The organism is Photorhabdus aegyptia, from assembly GCF_000612035.1.
Classification (GTDB): domain Bacteria; phylum Pseudomonadota; class Gammaproteobacteria; order Enterobacterales; family Enterobacteriaceae; genus Photorhabdus; species Photorhabdus akhurstii.
On sequence record NZ_JFGV01000083.1, the window covers coordinates 1 to 21,291 of the forward strand.

The following is a 21,291-nucleotide window of genomic DNA, read 5'->3' on the forward strand; positions in this document are numbered from 1 at the left end:
AAACGCCAATCCGGTGATCCCCTGATCGACCTGTTGCCGTGGAACGTGAACATCAGCGATATAATGTGAACTGCACGGTTTAATTGAGCGCTTACATAAAAAGAAGATTTTTATGAGCGATCAAATCTCATTACCTGTAATAACAATGTTGACACTTAGGCAGAACCACTCTAAAGTGTTAACAACGTGATAACCGTTACTTGCGAGGAAAGTTCTATGCTTACTCATGTCAGAAAAATTGGAAACTCTGTTGGTACTATTATTCCAGCTCAACTATTGAAATCCCTCCACTTGAAAGAAGGTGACCAATTATCAATTGTCGAAGAACAAGGGAAAATCGTAATCTCCGCAGTAAACCATCGTCCCAAGTACAAATTAGCCGATCTACTAGCTCTATGTGACTCAGAAGCACCAATGCCTGAAATCTTAAAAGAATGGGATACCAGTAAACCTGTAGGGAATGAAGTGTAATGGCAACATTTCAACGAGGGGATATTGTTGAGGCGTGCTTAAACCCAGTCGCGGGTCAAGAACTGCAAGGTGACAAAAGGCCATGCTTAGTAATAAGTCCATACAATTTTAACAAATTAGGTTTAACAATTATTATTCCTATAACACAAGGAGGAAATTATGCCAGGTTTGCGGGTTTTGCCGTGACATTGATGGGCACTGGAACACAGACTCAAGGAGTTCTATTAGCGAATGGCATTCGTTCCATCGATCTAAATGTAAGACAAGCAAGAAAAATTGAAGAGGCCCCGACGTCTGTAGTTAATGAAATTTTAGCCGTAGTGTCCAGCATATTGGAATAAATTCTGCTGCTAAGTATGGTTCCACGACTGTAAGCCATATTAAGCACCGTGCCAAAATGTAGATAGGAGCGCAGCTCTATATATCATGCCTGAATCACAAAGCAAAAACGGCAACCCGAAAGTTGCCGTTTCCAAGATACGAGAAAACTACTCTTCTAGCAAAACCACATGGCCGATATAAGGCAGATGACGGTAAAGTTGCGCATAATCAATACCATAACCCACCACAAATTTATCCTCAATTGAGTAACCAATCCACTCCACCGGAACATCAACTTCACGGCGGGAAGGTTTATCCAGCAAGGTACAGATTGCCAGTGATTTTGGCTCACGCAGCGCCAAAATTTCACGTACTTTATTCAGGGTATTACCTGAATCAATAATATCTTCCACAATCAGCACATGCTTACCGCGGATATCCTCGTCCAGATCTTTCAGGATTTTCACATCACGAGTGGAATTCATACCGCTGCCGTAACTGGAAGCCGTCATAAAGTCGACTTGATGAGGGATCTGAATTTCACGGCATAAATCAGCCATAAAAATAAATGAACCTCTCAGCAACCCGACCAATACCAGCCCACTACCACTGTCACAATAGTGTTCAGTAATCTGTTTTCCCAGTTCAGCAATACGCTGTTTAACCTCCTGTTCGGAGATCATAACTTCTACAGTGTGTTTCATTATAAAGTTAACCAATTGTTTTTAATGAATAAATATATAAAAATCAATAAAAGATTATAACCAGTTGATATGCCCATTAATACGCCATTCTTCTAGCAATATTATTGAACAGTTCCTTTCCCTTAGGATATCTCAAGGCAAGTATGGCATAAGATAAGGATATTTATAGTATCCAGAAGAGAAACCAATCTATAAATCATACACCAAAACTATTATTCAAAATAATAGCTCACAGCAGCAAACCAACAGATATTTTAACTTTGGCGGCGTTGTAAAAGGGCAGTGAAGATAAAAAAATCCGCCCTAAAAGATGCAGGAAATCTGTCACCAAGATTAATCATCAGCTACTCAGCAGAAGTCAGATAAGCAACTAACTTGTCACCATCTTTACAACTGGCAGCTATCACTTCCAATGGAATCTCACCATTCTGGTTAGCCGCCATCCAAACACTATCGTGGCTGATATCACGTATTTCTTTAAAAGAGAGATTCCCATATTTTTCAATTGCTTCATTTATGCAATCAATATCAGAATCACTAAACACATCTTCATGGAAATCACGCAAAGCACGTATTTGGTGATTGCCATGACGTCCCTCTACTGATAACGATGACCGAATGACATCAACATCACACTTATTTGGAATAAAGCGCCCGTCTCCCTTGGCTACTTTTATAATATCATAGGCATTCTCTGCCACAGGGCCATCTTTCATTGCAAGATAGTTATCACCCGTAATTAACCGGCCATAACGCTCCAAATGCAGCCGGTCAGCAAAATATAGAATTTTACCCACATGATAAATGTCAGAAATTGGTGCTGTAGAGGCAACGTACAGAATGGCCTCTATAGCCTTTTCTGAATCAAACCTTGCATTAAGCATCTCAATACCTTCATTCAAATTAGGATAAATAACATACAAAATCTATACCTATTTTAATACCTACCGTAATCCCTGTACAACGCTTTGTTGCGTTCCATTGCGGCCAGCAAAATTATTTACTAACCGTAAAACCTAGCATCATACCGGTATCTTCATGTTCCAGTAGATGACAGTGCGCCATAAATGGGTGTTTCGCTCCCGCAGTATGCTTGAAATGAACCAGCACTTCACTCTCCTTACCTTCCACATGAACAATGTCTTTCCAACCACTGCGGTGAGCAGCAGGCTTGCGGCCATTTTCACTCAAAATACGAAAACGGGTACCGTGAATGTGGAACGGATGCAACATCATATCGCCAACCCCCGAAATCACCCAACGCTCATACTGCCCCTGTTTCACATCAAAAGCGGGTTCTGTTATGGAGAAAGACTGCCCATTAATGGTGTTCGCACGATGGAAATTTAATTCACTACCATGATGCATATCTCCGTGGTTCATATTCCCATGATCCATCCCCATACCCGCCATAGCCCGCTCACCGTAGCGCTGAGACAACATCATCATTCCCTGCATATCCAGACGACTGTCCATCGCCAGATGTAAATTACGCCTGTTCAGGCCCGTCAAGGAAGGCAATGCAGGAAGCGTGGTAAGCCGCTCCGACAGTATTGTACGGCTAGAAAAAAGCTGAGGTTGAATACGCAAAACCGGCAGTGGCTGATCAAATGGCGGTAATGTCATTCCTATCTGAACCACAGGCAACGTCACCAGATCGAAAGATTTGCCATCCGAAGCATCTATCACCACCTCAAAACGCTCTCCCGGCAGAATCGGCAACTCATTAACCGCAACCGGTTCTGCTAACAAACCACAATCACTGGCAACAACATACAATTGACGACCATCACTGGTCGCAATATTCAGGCTACGAGCGTTACAGCCATTTAGCAAACGCAGACGTAACCAGCCGCGCGGCGCAGTATGTTGGGGCAAAACAACACCGTTGGTCAGCATTATATCGCCAAACCAACCGACAGCAGCGCTCATCACATCCAGTTGATAATCAATCTGTCCCTCGTTATTCAGGCGCTTATCTTGCAAAACCACCGGAATATCATCCACGCCCCACTGATTTGGCAAACCCGTATTAATACTGTTCTCATCTTCAATCAGTACTAATCCACCAAGCCCCATTGCAACCTGATAACCCGTCTTGCCATGCGTATGTGGATGGAACCAACAAGTCGCCTCCGGTTGTTCAGGAGTAAAACTAACGGTTCGGCTCCCACCTGGCGCAATCATCGCATGCGGGCCACCATCGGCTTCCCCTGTAATCTCCAGACCATGCCAATGAACTGTGGTCTCTTCTGGTAGATGATTAAGAATATCAATAGTGACAGGTTTACCTGACGTCAATTTCAATGTCGGCCCCAGTAAATCACCGTTGTAACCCCAAGTTTTAGTCACCTTTCCTGCTTTAAAACTGGATTTTCCCGCTTTGATTTCAATAGCAATTTTACCTGCCGCATCTGGCTCTAATTGTGGAGGAATGGGCAGTACTGAATAAGACTCAGCAAAGGAGAAACGGCTCCAGACAGGCAACATGCTGGATGCACCAATAACCGCGCTTAATCTGATAAAATCACGTCGTTGCATATCAATTTCCTGATTAAATCGGCAAAAAATAAACAATAAAAAAACATTTCATAAAAGGAAACGTAAAGGTTACCCTTACAGGAAGGTCAAGCAGAGGGAATGTGATTTAGGTCGATCTTTACAATAATTTAAAAAAATAAATTTTACCTAACAAAGATATTAATATGTTAACGTAATATGACATGGATTGATTATAATAATACAAATGCGAAAATTAGCTCTCTTGACTTACATACTGGTTCTGTTCGGTTTTTCCCACCCCGCAAAAGCGCTGACAGAAAATGAAGCTGAAGATCTGGCGGATCTGACGGCGGTGTTTATCTACCTGAAATATGACTGTGGTTACAGCCAAATTCCTGACCGGGAAATTAAACGAGCCATTATTTATTTTGCTCAACGCAATAAGTGGGATTTAACGAATTACAACAGCCAATTGATGGACAAACTCAATGAAGAAAGCTACCAGGATTTAAAAGGAATTTACCTGTCCAATGCGATAAAGTGCCATGCTCTCGCCAGAGATTCGCTGAGTTTATTCGCCTACGTTAAATAGTGCTTTTCCTCATCCCTCTAAAGGGGTAAATTTCACCGTGCAACTATGAGAATTGTTGGCTATTATGTGAACCCAATTTTCATGACTGTCACAGTGGAGGAAAAGCCGGGATATGTCACAAAAAGAAATTTGGTACGAAACCCTGCACGCCAACTTTGGTCAGTATTTTTCCGTCGATAAAGTGCTTTATCACGATAAAACTGAGCATCAAGATTTGATTATCTTCGAAAACGCGGCATTAGGCCGCATTATGGCGCTGGACGGCACAGTACAAACCACTGAACGTGATGAATTTATCTACCACGAAATGGTGGCTCATGTTCCTTTGTTCGCCCACGGGAACGCCAAACGAGTACTGATTATCGGCGGTGGCGATGGCGGTATGCTACGTGAAGTCTGCCGTCATCAATATCTTGCAAGCATCACTATGGTTGAAATCGATGCCGGTGTCGTTGAATTCTGCCGTCAGTATCTGCCTAATCATAATGCCGGTGCTTATGATGATCCGCGCTTTAATCTGATCATTGACGATGGCGTTAATTTCGTTAATACCACCGTTCAGAAATTCGATGTCATTATCTCTGACTGCACGGACCCGATTGGGCCTGGTGAAGGATTATTTACCTCCGAATTCTATCAAGGTTGCCAACGCTGCCTGAATGAAGGCGGCATCTTTGTTGCCCAAAATGGTGTTTGTTTCCTGCAACAGGACGAAGCAGTCACCAGCCATAAAAAATTGAGCAACTATTTTGCTGACAGCGGTTTCTATCAGGCTGCGATTCCAACCTATTATGGTGGAATTATGACCTTTGCCTGGGCGAGCCAGAACCCGGCACTACGCCATGTGGATCTGGCGACATTGCAACAGCGCTTTAACAACGCAGGCTTTACCTGCCGTTACTACAATCCAGCCGTTCATACCGGTAGCTTTGCCTTACCACAATATCTGCTGGATGCACTATCCGAGAACCCATAATCACCCATTAGCCAGGAGGTGAAATAAATTGCACAAGCTGAAATTGCACGGCTTTAATAACCTGACAAAAAGCCTGAGTTTTTGTATTTACGATATCTGTTATGCAAAAAGCCAAGCTGATCGGGATAGTTATATCGCTTATATTGATGAACAATATAACGCTAACCGTTTAACGGAAATTCTTAGCGAAACCTGTTCGATCATTGGTGCAAATATTTTGAATATCGCCCGCCAGGACTATGAGCCGCAAGGGGCAAGCGTTACCATACTCGTCAGCGAAGAGCCGATGGACCCAAAAGATGTAGACAATACTGAAAATCCCGGTCCATTACCTGATTCCGTCGTTGCTCATTTGGATAAGAGCCATATCTGCGTTCATACTTATCCAGAGAGCCACCCTGGCGGCGGTATATGCACTTTCAGAGCTGATATTGAAGTATCAACCTGCGGTGTTATTTCACCTCTCAAGGCGCTGAATTATCTGATCCACAAATTAGAATCAGATATTGTCACGATGGATTATCGTGTCCGCGGTTTCACCAGAGATGTAAATGGTATGAAACACTATATCGATCACGAAATCAGCTCTATTCAGAATTATATGACTGAAGAAGTGCAATCACAGTATTACATGATGGATGTTAATATTTATCAAGAAAATCTATTTCATACAAAAATGATGCTAAAAAGATTTGACCTGAATGATTACCTATTTAATGCCACACCAGAGCAACTGAGTGAAGCTGAAAAGCAGGAAATTACCCATCTTTTGAAAAAAGAGATACAAGAAATCTATTATGGACGTAATTTACCCGCTGTTTAACTTTCACTAACTTATTATTTAACCTGAGGTTTGCTTAAGAAGGGGACTAAGTGCCTGAGGCACGATCAAAGTTTTTGCTAGATAAAACAAAATCGTGGAGATCCTCAGGCATATCTAATTTAGAAAAACTTTACTGCTGCGTCGATGACTTTTGCCAAAAATTTATTCCTCTCTGGCATCAACAGTTAATTGAAAACGGCTTGCTCAAACGTCGCCGCGAAGCTTCCCTTTCTCTCAGTGAAGTCATGACGCTCCTCATTTTATTCCACATGAGCCATTATCGTGATTTTAAAACGTTTTATATTCAGCATGTTAAACACTATCTTAAGGCCGATTTTCCCAAGTTGGTCAGCTACACCTGGATGTTAACCTTGAAGCAAAGGGCGCTCATTCCCCTCTGTGCTTTTCTTTCGTCACGCAAGGCTGAAACTCAAGGGATCGCTTTTATCGATTCAACCAAAATTGCCGTTTGTCACAACCTCCGTATTCCCCGTCATCGCATTCAAGACACCGCAGTCAGCTCGGTTTTTTATTGGAAATCGTCGCTGGCTTAATTGCTTATACATTCCAACCTAAAAAACCGAGCTTGAATTTACGGGATTGTGATATCGCCATTTTTAAACGAAACTGAGGTGAGTCATGTCACTTTGGTATTCTTAAAAGAAAAAACCCGCTGTTAGCGGGCTTTTCATGGTTTTGATAGAGGGATTATCTTACGAGTGTTTCGACAGCTCACGCCGAGCCAATTCAGCCAAGAATCCGCTGCGGCTATGATACTCACGATGTGAGTTCACATATTCATCAATTCTACCCAACAAAAGTTGGGGCATAGTAATGTTTAGCTTGATGGCTTTTCCATCGTATTTAGTTAAATCCATGTCAACATAAGCCCAACTGCCGCCGGTGCAATCTTCATTGCTTAGATGGTCAGCAACAGTTCTGGCTTGTACTGGAGCCTCACCCTTTTCGCTCATGTATTCAAAATAAGTATCTAATGCGTTTTGAGCATCGCTAATAGCGTCGTCAATGGTATCGCCAGCAAAGTAACATCCGATCACGTCTGGCACAAAACCGGAAAACGATCCGTCGTCAGCCTGATGTAAATAAATAGGATATCTCATGCTTACACCTTCTCTTTGATTAAAGAGCGGCCTTTCAACCGCTTAATTAAGTTATTTCAGTCCTGCTTGTTTAAGTATTTTATTGAGCGTCCCGATCGCCAAATCTTTGCGCGGATGCGGAATTACTATCGGGCTGGATTCCCCTGATTTCTCGAAAACATGATGCGAACCATTGGCTCGCACAAAATTCCAGCCAACTGCTTTGATTTGCTTTATTAGTTCATCGCTAGACATTATCCCTCTCTTTAATCAAAACCAAGAGAATGATAGCACCGCTTATACCCACCATCAACACCAATACCCATGATGGGTATAAGAAATATTGTTCGGGTAACCGACTATAACCCATTATTCCAATTTACATGACTAACGCAGTGCTCATTATAATTTCAGCACCGTAAATGGTTTTAAGGTAATCCAGAGCAGCTTGCTGATCAACGCCGGGAAAAACACACACAGCATCTGACAAAACTTTGATTTGATAACCGCGTATAAACGCGCCATAAGCGGTATGTCTGACACAACAATGAGTATGTTGGCCGGTTAATACAACTTCTGTCACACCATATGCTTGCAAAACTTCTTCCAGATCGGTTCCATCGAAAGCCCCATAAAACCGCTTGGGCAAAACAATTTCACGCTCCGTCCCAATAGGAGCCAATGTTTCAATGACATTAGCACCTGACGTTCCAGCCATTGCATGTCTGCCCCAAATACTCATTTCCCGATCACCGGCTCGGTGAGCATCATTAGCATAAACTACCAGCCAATCCGGTTGACGCCGGGCATGATCAATCAGCCGCTTAATTACCGGTACGATCTTCATCGCATCCGCCTCATTGGCGAGTGCTCCTGTGACAAAATCGTTCAACATATCAATTACAATCAATGCTTTCATTAGTTTTGTCCTTTAAATAGATTTTAAAAAAACAATAATTTCCCAAAACAATCACTGCCCCGAATAAAGTCGTTTATTCAGGGCAGTTCAATAACACTGTGATTATTTCGATGGCGTCAAAGAAAAGGTCAATGTCTCTAACGGTTGAAGCGTAATCAACGCCGTTTTATTGATAAACTTCGGCAGCGAGCTGTTCTCGCCATAATCGATATTAACGTCATATACCGAAGGCTGATCATCAGGCAATTCAAGATCGCTTTGCAAATCCAGATAATATTGTTTCACTTCATCAGCAGGATTGCGCAAAGTGATAATCGACTTTTTCGGACTCCAGGCTCCCCAACCATACACCGCTAGGTCGGTGGGATCTTTACCAATCCAATGGGTATCAAACAGCACATCTTTATTCTTCTCTGACCATTTCGCCGCGTTTGCCAGCGTATCCCAATCCTCGGTGGTCAACAGTTCAGGCGTAACATACATCTCCTGTAACTGAGTGCCGCTGCCAAAATAGCTCCAAACCTGATCGGCAAAATCTTTAGGTGACTGTTTATCCAGATGCTTAGCCTGTTTGGCATAAACAATGCCATGCAACATCAACGAATTCAGTGGGAACAGCGGCCCCTTTGTTACAACATTACGATAAGTTTCCGCATCACGATAGGTAAGCCACTGCTGCACTTTAGAACCGGCGCCGTGAAACTCCACATCATAGCCGCCACGCCAAATAGAATCGGCAAAAAATAGCCAGGAAGGCGTGGCTTTAGTGCCGGTGGTCAAGTTGATAAACAGTTCATTGCCTGTATTGCGCATATCTTCAATCAGATGGATAGCGGCATCGAAATCACTGGTGAATGAACTCCCTTTAATCACCCGATCAGCATTGCCGGTGCCGTCCAGCTTAAACATGGATACATTTTGCTGTTGAATCAGGTTGAGTACCCGGTTATGGAAATTGGCGTAATAATTAGGGCCTGAAAGCGCAAATCTGCCATCTATCACTTCATAACCAAACTCCTCCGCATGAGAAACACGTTGCTCACCCGGTTTACCATAACCGCCCCAAGGAGAAAGCCAAATGCCTAAACGAGCACGATATTGATCCGCCTCCTGTTTAAGATTTTTGAACTCATGGGGAAATGCCTGACTAAAACCCCAATCTCCTTTAAGGTTATCCCAACCATCATCAAACAGATAACCACCCAACTTCACACCGCGCTTAGTCACCAACTCCTGCCCAAACTGTTTGATACGCGTCAACGACTCTTGTTCGGTATAAGGAGTGAAGAAACCAATATCGTACCAAGAGTTGTAATGTAGGTAAGGACTATATTGACGCGGACGAGCATGGTTCAAAAACTCATTGACGTTACGCCGCAATTGCCCTTGCTGATAAACACCAACATATGTCTTATAACTTAACGTTTTCCCCGGCTCTAGCGGGATAGAGAGCGCAATTTTTTGCGAAGCGCTCCCTTTATAAGCCTCAGTGGTAATCAATGGATTACCGGGAACAATAAAGAAGCTATCGCTGACAATCGGTGAACTGGCGATAGAGCCGTGGACAAAAGGGACTTTAGTGCGAAATGGCATCAACGAGACAGAGCTGAGCTCCAACGCGTTTTCCTGCGGTGTAATAGTGATTTCAAACGAGCCGTACTTATCTTTATCCTCCACCGTAATGATATTTTTTACCTGAATATCGCCATGTTTCAGGGAGACAACAATACTATTGTGCTTTTTGCTGATACCAGTAATCTGAAAATCTTTAGCCGTGAGCTTTTCTCCCGATTTCAACGTGATTTCAAACAGATCATCAATGATGATTTGATCGTGATTTTTTGGATTTTCAAATTTTAATTGCGTCACTTTACCGTGTTCGTCGCTAACAGTTACATGGTAATTGTTACCGTCCAACAGCCAGCTATCTGCCCAGACTGGAGCACTACACAACACGGAACTCGCTAATAAACTCAACGTAATTTTATTTAACGTTCTTATTTTCACAGCAGTTTCCTTATAGTCAGAATGAAAAAACAGAACCGTCACGAATACAGCTTGCCTGCACTGCCACAAATCCGGATCTTTTCTTCTACTACTGCCTGCATAGCCTGTTTTCCCGGCGCGATATATTTACGTGGATCATTCGCATCTGGATGCTGGGTGAAATAGCGCTTCACCGCATCAGCAAAAGCAATTTTCAGATCGGTCGCCACATTGACTTTACAGACACCAAGACCAATCGCCTGCTGTATCATCACTTCAGGAATACCCGATGCGCCATGCAGCACCAACGGAATATCCACCTGTTCACAGATTGCTGCTAACCGATCAAAATCCAGATGCGGTTCACCATGATACAAACCATGCGCAGAACCGATCGCCACCGCCAGAGAATCAATACCGGTACGGGCAACAAAGGCTTTCGCCGCCAGCGGATCGGTAAAAAAACTATCGGCACTGGAAACCTGCAAATCATCTTCCTGCCCGCCTAGCCGCCCCAATTCCGCCTCAACGCTAACATCGTAACGATGGCAAAATCGTACCACCTCAGCTACCTTACGAATATTCTCTTCAAAGGGTAAATGCGAGCCATCAATCATTACCGAACGCACACCCGCGGTCACTTTATGACTGATATCCTCCAGTTCCTCATGATGATCGAGATGCAACGCCAGCGGCAAATTGTGGCGGCGAGCGGCATCCTGACAGATTGACACGAGGTAGTCAGTTCCCGCATAACTGAAAGTACTCGGCGTACCGGCCAGAATAACCGGCGATGCCAGACGTGCTGCGGTTTCTGCTACCACCTGGACAGTTTCCAGATTATGGACGTTGAAAGCAGGAACTGCATAGCCTTCACGCAAGGCTTTTTTCAACATTTGACGACTAGAAATCAGGTACATATAAGCTCCTTAAATGCCATCCAGATTCGGGCTGTCATACCTTCGTTTCTGTTGTTCATGCCACAGGCTGGTTAATCCTCGCCGTCCACATTCCAGCGCCATATCACGAAATGTTTCCAAGGTTATATCTTCACGGTCCAGCATCATCTCTACCGCCAATTGCATATTAGTACCGGTGATAACTTCATAACATGGATTAGCTATTGCCAGTTGCGCCGCCTGCCGGAACGGCGATCCCCCCAGTAAATCACTGAGAATAATGACACCTTCGCCACTATCACAGGCGGTGCAAGCCGCCTGTAACAACACCAATAATTGTTGCGTACTGATTCCTTCAGGAAAATCGACAGCGCAGCACTGAGGTTGTCGTCCGACGACTTGTTCCACTGCCTGCAACAATCCACTGGCGAAATGCCCATGACCGGTGATTACAATACCTAACATTCCCTCTCCTCAGCGCCATTTATTAAAGAAAACCAACAAACTTCCCTACAATCCCGATCACAACCGTCAAACCAATTAATTTGATCGGGGAAAATCCCTTTTTCATCAACCAAAACACCAGCAAAGTGAAACACAACGGCAATAAGTTCGGCATCAGTTTGTCCAGCACATCCTTCTGCAACGCCACACTGGCCTTACCGGCGTTTATCACTACCGGCGTCGAGAGATGGACATAGGAAGCGACCAACGCTCCGATTACCGTCATTCCCACGATTGAAGCGGCATGGGCGATCTTTTTGGTATGCTTTTTCAACAATGTCAACGCGCTGGTTCCTGCCCGATAGCCATAATGAGCCAGACCAAAACGCAAGCCGAAATGCACGATATTGAACAACAACAGGAATATGATGGGACCGAACAGACTGCCTTGTAGCGCCAGAGAAGCCCCGATACCCGCGCAGATAGGCAGCAGAGTCAACCAGAACAATGCATCACCAATCCCACCGAGCGGCCCCATCAGCGCCACTTTCACCGCGCGAATCGTGGAAATTTTCTCTTTATTCCGCTCCATTGCCAGCACCAACCCAGACAGGAAGGTGACATCAAACGGATGCACATTGATAAACTCCATATGCATCTTCATAGAATTTGAAAGATCTTGCGGATTCTTGTGAATCTTACGCAGACCAGGGATCAAGGTGTACAACCAACCCCCCGCCTGCATACGCTCATAGTTAAATGATGCCTGTAGCAACAAAGAGCGCCACGCCATACGATTCAAATCGCCGTTGGTTAGATCCTCACTCGGTATCGTGTCCTGATAATCATCCTGCTCAACCTGACTGGTTGCCAGCGCCTGCGCCATCCTGTTCTCAGCTTTAGCGGCCATAGCCGCATCGGTGTCGTTAAATGCCATCTTCCATCTCCTGAGATTGAATGTGAGATTGAGTGGTAGACACGCTGCGTTCAGCGGCCTCTTCCATACGGGAACGGTTAAAGAAATCGATCAATGCAATCGCAAAAGCGCCAAGTGCTACAGCAATAATCGGCATATTAAGGAAGGTGACTGAAACGAAACCCAGAATGAAATAAGCGATATAGGTCTTTTTCATCATGATCTTCATCAGCATAGAAAAACCAATCGCAGGCATCATGCCACCCGCAACCGCCAAACCATCCAACAACCATTGCGGCGCCTTCCGTACCATGACGCTGGCCGCGTCAGCACCGAAATAGACCGGCAGAAATGCCACGATAAAGTAGAAACAAAACAGAATGGCGATACCCAGATAATTCACGCGCTCCACACCACGCCAGTTCAACGCTTTCACCATCTGATCGCATTTATGCATCATGGGTGAGAACACAGTAAACAGCAGGGTGATACAGCCTTGCACTGCAATGGAAAACGGCACCGCGATACCAATCGCGACTTTAGGATCGACCCCCGTCAAAATGGCAAATGCCGTACCAATCACGCCGCCAATCACCACATTTGGCGGCTGAGCGCCTGCCAGTGGCACCATGCCCATCCAGACCAGCTCCAGTGATCCTCCCACTAACAAACCCGTCTGCACATCCCCTAAAATCAGCCCGACCAATGGCCCAATGACCACTGGACGATGAAAATGAGTCAGCCCATCGAACAGATCCACCCCGGCCAAGCCAGCCAACAACCCAATCAATATCGCATCAATTAGCATAACTCACCCCTCAAACCAGCAATTTGGCGATAGGTTCTCCTGCTTCATCCGGCACCCGCCGAATTTCGCAAGTGACGCCCAGTTGTTCCAGTTCACGAAACACCGCCATGTCACTGTCATCAACCGAAACCGTCTTATGGATTTGACGCTTTCCCTCAGTAAAATGCATATTACCCACATTAACGAAACGGATCGGTACACCGCCTTTTACTAACGTCAGTACATCCTGCGGGGTCTTACAGACAATGAAAATTTTCTGACGCTCAGCCGCTTTATGAATCACATCAATGGTTTTTTGCAGGGTGAAATAACGTGTCTGAACCCCATCAGAAACCACCATATCCATCAGATTTTGCTGCATCAAATCACCGGCAGCTTGATCGTTAGCCACCAATACCAAATTGGCCCCCAGTGAATTGGTCCAGGTCACACCGACTTGACCGTGCACCAACCGGTTATCAATTCGGGTCATTAAAATATTCGGTATCGACATAATCACTCCTGCTACATTTTATTCTTGGTGAATACGGTGGATGATAGGGATAAATTTCCACCCCTTTCACCACGCGGTTGACTTCCCCTGTCGGACATGGATTGTCTGGCGTTATGCCCAGTGCCAGCGAGGTTTCAAACGCTAACATCTGTAAAAATATCAAATAGGGGAACAACAGCCAGATATCGTCTTGTTCACTGTTAACCACCGTGAACCCTTTCCCCTGTGCGCCACTCAGTGCAACAATTTGACACGCCAATCCGTCATGATTCAGTTCATGCCAAAGATCGAGATCATAACGACGACGATATTGATCAGCAGAGAGCATCATGATCACCAGCGTATCGCGTTCGATCATAAATTTCGGCCCATGACGCACCCCCATTGATGAGTCGTAACGGGTGGCGACATGCCCGGCGGTCAACTCCAGCATCTTGAGCGCCCCCTCCTCGGCTATCCCAGTAAAACAACTGGAACCCAGACACATCATGCGCTTAAAACCACTGCATGCCAGCCGCTTAATCTGTGTCTGCCACTGCCCCCTTTCCCGCTCACACAACGCGATCATCGTCATCAACGCCTCACCACTCTGTTCCAACGTCAACGGCCCTAGCAGCAACACTGTTGCTAACGTCATACAACTGAAACTGGACGTCATAGCAAAGCTCTGGTCATGAGCACCCTGTGGCATATTCAACGAACAGACGTGATCGCGCCCTTCGGCATAACGCGCTAACGCACCACCGGGATTACAGGTCAGCATCAGGTGATAACAGTGTGGCAGGAGTTGATCCGCCAGTTTTACCGCCGCCACGCTCTCCGGGCTATTGCCTGATCGCCCATAAGAAATCAGCAAGGTTGAACGTGTTGGATCGAGATACTGCAAGGGAGAAGGCACAATATCTGTGGTGCTGTACGCGACTACATTCAGTCCACACTGCTCACGCAACCAAGGCGCCAGTGTGCGCCCGATAAACGCGGAAGAACCTGCGCCACACAGCACTATCTGTAATTCTGGATCAGACAACAAAGGCTGCAAAAAGGGCCGCCACAACGCTTCCTCACGTTGCAGATTTTGATATAACTGACGCCAAAGCTCAGGCTGTTGATGAATCTCTCTGGCAGTATGCAACGCATGGTGTTCGCGCAACCAAACTTCGGTATAGGAAAATAGTTCATTCATACTAAAACCCCTTGTACCTCGGGCTCACAAGCCTGCGCATAGTTCAAGAGCACAGAACGAATTTTATCCAACACCCAAGCATGTGGATCATTATCCAACCTTCCGGCATTAACCGCCTGCGCCTGCTCAGGCAGGTACTGACTTAGTAGTGAAAGGGAAACCGGGCGACAACGCAGGTTATCCATCAAGGTATTCACTGCCTGCTGTACCTGCGGATGTGGCCAATAGTAACGAACGCGATCACTCAAACTATATTGACGATCAATAAACTGTTGGTGCGGTGTACCGTGGTAATAGCGGTTCCAGTGCTCCGGCTGCTCAAGCATGACCTGTTCCAGCGTGGCGCACAGATGAGCCGCGCCCTGTTCCCCATTCCATTCACTATCGATTTTATCGAGTGCGAACAACGCCTCACGTAAAGCAAAAGTCAAAGCCGGACCGACTTTCAGAATGGCAAAGTGATCACGTACCAACTCACGATAAGCTTGCGCTGTTTGATAATCAGTGGAATGGGCTTCATAGACTAAATAGGGTTGAGATTCGATATATTGGCTCAGTGTCGCTGCACGTTCAGGTTGATAATGTTCGATATGATGGTGATCGAACTCCACCCCCGGTTGCACCACCAGCGCAATCACCCGCGGCCATACCGGTTCCAATCCAGCCAATTGCCAGGCTTGTTGATGAACATTCAACGTTGTGGCTGCGGCCTGAGGCGTAGTGACTTGCATTCCAGCCAATGCTTCTTTGGCTCCGCCCGGTACCGGCACTTCGGTGCCTATCACATAAACCGGTGGTTCTCCCCCCACCTGCTGCCAACAACGTTCAGCCACCTGACACAAACGAGCCGCACGTACCGCAACTTCGTTGTCACCCAGCGGTGTTGGATCATCCAGACAAGACATCGAGCAATCGAGGTGGATTTTACGGAACCCCGCCGCCACATAATCGTGTATCAACGTTTCAGCCAGTTTCATTGCCTGCTCAGCGGGAAGATCTTGCCAGGCGTTCGGTCCAAGATGATCGCCTCCTAGCCAGATACGATCACGCGGTAAACCGATGTGATCGGCCTGTTGCCAAACTGCATCCCGGAATTGAGCCGGTTGCATCCCGGTGTAACCACCAAACTGATTGACCTGATTAGAAGTTGCTTCAATCAGTACCGAAGTTTTACGCTCTTTAGCGACGCGCAAAGCGCTTTCCAATACCCAGGGATGAGCGGAACAGACCGAATAAATCCCCACTGCTTCACCTGATTTGTGACGATGGATAAGTTGTAATAGTGACTGCATGATGTCTCCCATGCGGGCAAGAATTTCGGTAAGAACTATTCGTCGGCAATAATCACATCCACGCCGAGTTCAATTAATGCCCGCCTGTAGTTATCGGGGATCCGACTGTCAGTAATCAGCCGATGAATCTGTCCGGCTTGACGGATCATGCAAAAACTTCTGCGCCCAAATTTACTGGCATCCGCTACCGCGATAATTTCATGCGCCACCTCACACATCACGCGATTAAGGTGGGCTTCACCGGGGTGCGGCGTGGTTATCCCTGCTTCCAGATCAAAACCATCAACGCCAAGAAATAGGGTGTCAAAGCGATATTGACGCAATTGCTGTTCCGCCGCCGGACCATAGAGCGAGTAGGAGTTCTGACGCACACTCCCGCCAAGCACCATCACCTCCATCCGGTCAAACCCCGCCAGTTCATAGGCGATATTCAACGCGTTAGTCATGACCACCAGATCACGCCGCTCTTTAAGAAATGGCGCGATTTGCGTGGTAGTCGAGCCGGAATCAAGGATCAGGGCATCACCATCCTGAACAAACTGTGCTGCCTTGGCCGCAATACGCGATTTCACATCACGATTGATTCGGCCTTTATCTTGCAAAGGGCGATCAAAGGCGAATTGCTGATTCAACATGGCACCGCCATAGGAACGCAATGCACAACCTTTTTGCTCCAGATAACGCAGGTCATTACGGATAGTGACGCTGGAAACCCCAAAATGGGTGCTCAGATGCTCAACACGCACACTGCCTTCATGACACAACAAGTCGATAATCTGTTCACGTCTTTTTACGGTATCCACAGCCATTCCGTTATACCCCTCAGATTTTCAGCGACAAATTTATGCCGCCTGTGATGAATTGCTTTCCCTCTCTTTCGATTTAATTACAGCAAAAGCAACCAAACGAAATTGTGATCGCTATTACAGTCTATTATATAGACAAAAATCGGCATAAAAGGTTTCGATTGGAAACAAAACGAAAGGAAATATTAGATTTCTTGGTTACTGACTAGTTACCTAAAAATCAGTTTTTATCCACATTTTGGATAACAATTGATATAAAGAAACGAAAGCGCTTGGTTTTCAATCAGCAACCACAAAGTTTTATTTTGTCAGGTGACAAGGATCACAAATTTTGTGATTGGGTGTACAAATCCTGATAAAATCCAGGACTGAAAGCTCTCACTGTAATTAAGGACACGCCACATGACAAAACAATTTTCGGCGCTGACTGGCGGGCTGCTGCTTGCCGCTTCTCTCGGCGCTCAAGCCTCGAATACACCCGATCAGCCCCACCTGGCAAACACTGTTGATAAGACCATACACTCCCTGATGCAGGAATATGACATTCCAGGAATGGCGATTGCGGTGACTTTCCGCGGTCAACATTTTTTCTATCAATACGGTGACGCATCAAAAGAGAACAATACGCCGGTCACTAAAGAGACAATCTTTGAATTAGGCTCGGTCAGCAAAACCTTTACCGGCAGCCTGATTTCTTGGGCGCAGGTGACGGGAGCCATTTCCTTCTCCGATAAGGCCAGCCAGCATTTTCAACCGCTAGCAGGCAGCGCCTTTGACAACATAAACATGCTGAATATTGCCACCTACACCGCGGGCGGCCTGCCGTTACAATTCCCTGATGAGATCGACAGCAATAGCAAAATGGTGGACTGGTTTCAGCACTGGCAGCCAAAATACACACCCGGAACCTATCGCCAATACTCCAATCCCAGCATTGGCCTGGCGGGTTATATCGCTGCCCAAAGCCTTAAAAAACCTTACTCAATACTGGTGAAAAACCAGATCCTTTCACCGCTTGGCCTGCACCATACCTGGTTTAACGTCCCCGAGCAGGAGATGAAAAATTATGCATTGGGTTATTCAAAAGAGAATAAACCGATTCGCATAAGTCCCGGCGTGCTGGATGAGGAAGCCTATGGCCTGAAAACCAGTGCACAGGAACTGATCGGCTTCGTTGATGCAAATATTGATCCTTCCCGCGTAGGCGACAGTAAGCTAGCACAGGCTATTCGAGCAACCCATACCGGTTATTACCGGGTGGGTGAGATGACGCAAGGGCTGGGCTGGGAGCTTTATCACTGGCCTGTCACCCTTGAGCAGGTACTGAGCGGCAACTCGGCGCAACTCGCTTTCCAAGCCAATAAAATTACGGAACTATCGCCGCCAGAGCCGCCAACGGATGCGCTTTTTATCAATAAAACCGGTTCCACCAATGGCTTCGGAGCATATGTCGCGTTTGTGCCGCAAGAACAAATGGGTATTGTGCTGCTAGCCAACAAAAATTACCCCAATGAGGCGCGCATCAAAGCAGCCTGGCAAATCCTCAAGGCGCTGAAATAGCGCACAATTGCGTTAAATACCGTGTCTTTAAATACCGTGTCTGTTGGCAGCGCCTCCCGCAGGAGGCGCTGTCTTGACATATCGAGTCGTTAAGCCAGTAAAGCTTCCAAACCTGCGGTCACTGACTCCATACGGTGCCCGCCTGAATGCTCAATCACATAACGCTTGCCTACCTGAGAAGAGGCATCCAAGCCCCAAATACCATGTTCGGCCTTCTGACTCAGCGGATCGCTACTGGTATTGATGTGGGTGACGTTGGCACTATCCAACTTATCGGCCAACCGATCCCGTAATCCTACATGCAATCCCATGCTGTTGAATGCAGTGACCTTGATCCCATGCTTGATGCCCGCATATTGCGCTAGCCCGCCGCCCAAGGAGTGACCCAGAACCTCAACCTTACCGCCATATTGTTTAGTAAAGGCTTTGACCAAGCGATCAGCATCCTGAAACGCGCTGTCCTTGATCCCCAAAGCAGCGCCGACATCACTCTTCACCGTGCCAGGACGCTTGGTCGGCTGAGTACCCACAAAGGAGAGCACCATAGTGTCGTCACGCTTGTAGACAGCAACCTTGAGCGCAGACCAGCTATCTCCCTCAAGGATTAAAGGATCATTCTCCCCCTTGCTGGGGCGAACATGCAGGGTTAACTCACTGCCGGTTCCGCCAGTGCCATCCTCCCGGCGAGCCAATATCGAGGACGGGATATCAGCTAAAGTGGCATGACTGTAACCTGCGGGCATATCCCGATAGCTACTGGAGCAACTGATTCTCGCCAATTGGGCCGCATCCATCACTGCTTTAGCTCCCACAGCATTCAACGGCTCTTGTTCCGCTTTAGCCACAAACGCGGGTTTGGCGATCACCTTGGCAGAATTCAGCAATTGCTCGGCACGCATTCCAGCCTGCAAACGATCGGACGCGCCAAGAGGTAAGTGCGAGACTCCCTTCGCGCCCGCTCCAGCCAGCCCTAGGGCAGAAGATGCCAGCAAACGCCCGGTGGATTCCGCCAGGTTTTTAACGCCTGCAACACCAACTGAAATCGCACCACTCGTTACACTACTGGCGCCGCCCGTGATATTAGCCAATCCCTTGATAATGGCGCCAGTCCAGTAACGCGCCTTACCTTTGGCGCTCTGCGCATGGGAATCATGCCCTCCCTGTATGGCAGTGCCAATCTTGCGAGCCGGGGCGCTCAATGTCAGATATTTCAGTGTGGTGGTCAGCACCTTGCCCGGCGACACCTGAGTACCAAGTCCAGTACTGGTGTAATGGGAGGCAAGATGATGATGAACACTATTATTGCGAGATGGTGTCTGTACTTCTCCGCTCGAAAGGGGCGCCAATGCCGTGGCGCTGGGAGAGTGCCCAATACCTTGAATAGACATCTTATTATTCTCCTTGGTTATTCAGATGACGGTCACTTAACATGCGATGGCTGATCCTGGTAATGGATGCGGCACATCGGCTCCGTTCTGCTGGGTGCTGATCACCTGAAACTGAGACTGCAAGCTGATACCAAGATCGAGGAACTCTCCCAGAGTCTGCATAAATGCCGTTTCGTCGAACATCTCGATCAATGCAGAGAAGCTCAACACCAGATAATTGGTACGACTGTCCAGACTGATCTGACTGCCGCCGGTGGTAAGACCGAACATATTCAGCTCAAGGGCAGCACGAGTCAGCATCAACTGGCTCGGTTCATCTACAGGCAATCGCAACAAAGGAATATAGAGATAAAATGCCTGAACGTCGTCATTATCCGGCACTTCAACGATGCACTCTCCACCTTGGCCGAAAGGCACTGTACAGTGACCATCGCCGCCAATGCTCAAAGCCACGCCTTGGCGCTCACCCACAAGGTGCAACCATTCCGATACTGTCTGTTGATATGCTTTCACTATGATGTTCTCCACTCGTTATCCCTTACAGACCAAGGGCTTCGCACGCAATAGAAAGTGTGATCATGTTAACAATCACTGGCAAGCCGTGATTTATCCCTAGGGCGAAGTTTTTTATATCGACGTCGAAATAGCGCCTTATCGGCAGTTGGGTTGCACCGTGCAAATGCAGTTCGAATCCACCGTACCCAACTTGGCTGACAAGTGTTGTCCCAGTAGCGTATTAATTAAAGAATTCAATATGAAAAATCGGAATTAATAGCGATTAATTAGCCATTTCATGTGACATTAATCACATTCTTTTCATATTCATCTGATAAATATCGTGCTCTTGTGGTCATATATTTAGAGAGCGAAATGCTCTGTTATTTGTCTCCACTCCATCCTACTCAGTTGGAAGCGGTCTGTTGTTCTCTCTAACGCCACGTATTAAATGATGGCTATTTTACGCTGTCATTTTTTTACTGCGGAACAGACCGGCGCTATTTAAAAGAGCCGCATGTAATGGCTCGTTTAATGGCTTCTTGCGTTATCCCCATTTAAGGATAATGGCTCAATTATGTAGGGTTTCAAATATGGATGGATTAGTTTTCAC

General features: G+C 46.4%; 23 protein-coding genes and 1 pseudogene. 7 read left to right on the forward strand and 17 right to left on the reverse strand.

Annotated elements, in window-relative coordinates; genetic code table 11:
* The first annotated feature begins 216 nt into the window (after positions 1-216).
* Together BA1DRAFT_RS19455 and BA1DRAFT_RS19460 are read left to right on the forward strand one after the other, a co-directional pair.
* Positions 217-471: an AbrB/MazE/SpoVT family DNA-binding domain-containing protein gene (locus tag BA1DRAFT_RS19455; RefSeq protein WP_036782605.1), complete on the forward strand. Its 255-nt coding sequence runs from the start codon at positions 217-219 to the stop codon at positions 469-471.
* Positions 471-812, forward strand: a complete 342-nt coding sequence (locus BA1DRAFT_RS19460; protein ID WP_036782608.1) for a type II toxin-antitoxin system ChpB family toxin — start codon at positions 471-473, stop codon at positions 810-812. Before BA1DRAFT_RS19455 ends, BA1DRAFT_RS19460 begins: the two co-directional genes overlap by 1 nt.
* A 147-nt stretch (positions 813-959) precedes the next feature.
* On the opposite strand, the gene hpt is transcribed toward BA1DRAFT_RS19460, so the two are convergent.
* From hpt to cueO, 3 genes are all read right to left on the reverse strand, one after another.
* Positions 960-1,496, reverse strand: a complete 537-nt coding sequence (gene hpt, locus BA1DRAFT_RS19465) for a hypoxanthine phosphoribosyltransferase (RefSeq protein ID WP_011145232.1) — start codon at positions 1,494-1,496, stop codon at positions 960-962.
* Positions 1,497-1,840: 344 nt separating this feature from the next.
* A complete protein-coding gene (locus tag BA1DRAFT_RS19470) occupies positions 1,841-2,380 on the reverse strand; it encodes a Panacea domain-containing protein (RefSeq protein WP_036782653.1) in 540 nt (179 codons plus the stop codon).
* A gap of 112 nt (positions 2,381-2,492) precedes the next feature.
* Complete coding sequence (cueO, locus tag BA1DRAFT_RS19475; protein ID WP_036782611.1) at positions 2,493-4,037, reverse strand: multicopper oxidase CueO; 1,545 nt, start codon at positions 4,035-4,037, stop codon at positions 2,493-2,495.
* Between the two features lie 205 nt (positions 4,038-4,242).
* On the opposite strand from cueO, the gene BA1DRAFT_RS19480 reads away from it, so the two are divergent.
* The 4 genes and pseudogenes from BA1DRAFT_RS19480 (at position 4,243) to BA1DRAFT_RS19495 (ending at position 7,020) form a co-directional block, all read left to right on the forward strand.
* Positions 4,243-4,590, forward strand: coding sequence for a YacC family pilotin-like protein (locus BA1DRAFT_RS19480; RefSeq protein ID WP_036782614.1), 348 nt, complete (start codon positions 4,243-4,245; stop codon positions 4,588-4,590).
* A gap of 112 nt (positions 4,591-4,702) precedes the next feature.
* A complete protein-coding gene (gene speE, locus BA1DRAFT_RS19485; RefSeq protein ID WP_036782617.1) occupies positions 4,703-5,566 on the forward strand; it encodes a polyamine aminopropyltransferase in 864 nt (287 codons plus the stop codon).
* 28 nt (positions 5,567-5,594) lie between these two features.
* Positions 5,595-6,389 carry an adenosylmethionine decarboxylase gene (gene speD / locus BA1DRAFT_RS19490; protein ID WP_036782620.1) on the forward strand — a complete coding sequence of 265 codons (795 nt, stop codon included), beginning with the start codon at positions 5,595-5,597 and terminating at the stop codon, positions 6,387-6,389.
* A gap of 110 nt (positions 6,390-6,499) precedes the next feature.
* Positions 6,500-7,020 (forward strand): annotated as a pseudogene (locus tag BA1DRAFT_RS19495) (transposase).
* An 82-nt stretch (positions 7,021-7,102) separates the two neighbouring features.
* Here the strand turns inward: BA1DRAFT_RS19495 and BA1DRAFT_RS19500 are convergent.
* The 12 genes from BA1DRAFT_RS19500 to agaR form a co-directional block, all read right to left on the reverse strand.
* Positions 7,103-7,510 carry a type II toxin-antitoxin system HicB family antitoxin gene (locus tag BA1DRAFT_RS19500; RefSeq protein WP_036782624.1) on the reverse strand — a complete coding sequence of 136 codons (408 nt, stop codon included), beginning with the start codon at positions 7,508-7,510 and terminating at the stop codon, positions 7,103-7,105.
* Between the two features lie 51 nt (positions 7,511-7,561).
* Complete coding sequence (locus BA1DRAFT_RS19505) at positions 7,562-7,744, reverse strand: type II toxin-antitoxin system HicA family toxin (protein ID WP_036782626.1); 183 nt, start codon at positions 7,742-7,744, stop codon at positions 7,562-7,564.
* A 124-nt stretch (positions 7,745-7,868) separates the two neighbouring features.
* On the reverse strand, positions 7,869-8,408 hold the full coding sequence (locus tag BA1DRAFT_RS19510; RefSeq protein WP_072164828.1) for a cysteine hydrolase family protein: 540 nt from the start codon (positions 8,406-8,408) through the stop codon (positions 7,869-7,871).
* A gap of 102 nt (positions 8,409-8,510) precedes the next feature.
* Positions 8,511-10,415 (reverse strand): alpha-galactosidase, encoded by a 1,905-nt coding sequence (locus tag BA1DRAFT_RS19515; RefSeq protein ID WP_036782663.1) that lies wholly within the window; start codon positions 10,413-10,415, stop codon positions 8,511-8,513.
* 38 nt (positions 10,416-10,453) lie between these two features.
* Complete coding sequence (locus BA1DRAFT_RS19520; RefSeq protein ID WP_036782629.1) at positions 10,454-11,314, reverse strand: tagatose bisphosphate family class II aldolase; 861 nt, start codon at positions 11,312-11,314, stop codon at positions 10,454-10,456.
* A 9-nt stretch (positions 11,315-11,323) separates the two neighbouring features.
* Positions 11,324-11,758 (reverse strand): PTS galactosamine/N-acetylgalactosamine transporter subunit IIA, encoded by a 435-nt coding sequence (gene agaF, locus BA1DRAFT_RS19525; RefSeq protein WP_036782632.1) that lies wholly within the window; start codon positions 11,756-11,758, stop codon positions 11,324-11,326.
* Positions 11,759-11,780: 22 nt separating this feature from the next.
* A complete protein-coding gene (locus BA1DRAFT_RS19530; protein WP_036782635.1) occupies positions 11,781-12,674 on the reverse strand; it encodes a PTS system mannose/fructose/sorbose family transporter subunit IID in 894 nt (297 codons plus the stop codon).
* The gene (gene agaW, locus BA1DRAFT_RS19535) at positions 12,664-13,461 is read right to left on the reverse strand and encodes a PTS N-acetylgalactosamine transporter subunit IIC (RefSeq protein ID WP_036782638.1); all 798 of its coding nucleotides are present in this window, start codon (positions 13,459-13,461) and stop codon (positions 12,664-12,666) included. Before agaW ends, BA1DRAFT_RS19530 begins: the two co-directional genes overlap by 11 nt.
* A 10-nt stretch (positions 13,462-13,471) precedes the next feature.
* The gene (gene agaV, locus BA1DRAFT_RS19540; RefSeq protein ID WP_200868807.1) at positions 13,472-13,954 is read right to left on the reverse strand and encodes a PTS N-acetylgalactosamine transporter subunit IIB; all 483 of its coding nucleotides are present in this window, start codon (positions 13,952-13,954) and stop codon (positions 13,472-13,474) included.
* On the reverse strand, positions 13,920-15,137 hold the full coding sequence (locus BA1DRAFT_RS19545; protein WP_036782641.1) for an AgaS family sugar isomerase: 1,218 nt from the start codon (positions 15,135-15,137) through the stop codon (positions 13,920-13,922). The genes agaV and BA1DRAFT_RS19545 overlap by 35 nt, the downstream gene beginning before the upstream one ends.
* Positions 15,134-16,429, reverse strand: a complete 1,296-nt coding sequence (locus BA1DRAFT_RS19550) for a D-tagatose-bisphosphate aldolase, class II, non-catalytic subunit (RefSeq protein ID WP_036782644.1) — start codon at positions 16,427-16,429, stop codon at positions 15,134-15,136. Before BA1DRAFT_RS19550 ends, BA1DRAFT_RS19545 begins: the two co-directional genes overlap by 4 nt.
* A 35-nt stretch (positions 16,430-16,464) precedes the next feature.
* Entirely contained in the window at positions 16,465-17,238 is a 774-nt protein-coding gene (gene agaR / locus BA1DRAFT_RS19555; protein WP_036782646.1) for a transcriptional repressor AgaR, read from the reverse strand.
* Positions 17,239-17,637: 399 nt separating this feature from the next.
* Between agaR and ampC the strand changes: the two genes are divergently transcribed.
* Positions 17,638-18,795, forward strand: a complete 1,158-nt coding sequence (gene ampC, locus BA1DRAFT_RS19560) for a class C beta-lactamase (RefSeq protein ID WP_036782649.1) — start codon at positions 17,638-17,640, stop codon at positions 18,793-18,795.
* Positions 18,796-18,884: 89 nt separating this feature from the next.
* Here the strand turns inward: ampC and BA1DRAFT_RS19565 are convergent, their stop codons facing one another.
* Positions 18,885-20,183, reverse strand: coding sequence for a Tle-like phospholipase domain-containing protein (locus BA1DRAFT_RS19565; RefSeq protein ID WP_036782652.1), 1,299 nt, complete (start codon positions 20,181-20,183; stop codon positions 18,885-18,887).
* A 36-nt stretch (positions 20,184-20,219) separates the two neighbouring features.
* Positions 20,220-20,711 carry a CesT family type III secretion system chaperone gene (locus tag BA1DRAFT_RS19570; protein WP_051560865.1) on the reverse strand — a complete coding sequence of 164 codons (492 nt, stop codon included), beginning with the start codon at positions 20,709-20,711 and terminating at the stop codon, positions 20,220-20,222.
* Positions 20,712-21,291: the final 580 nt, after the last annotated feature.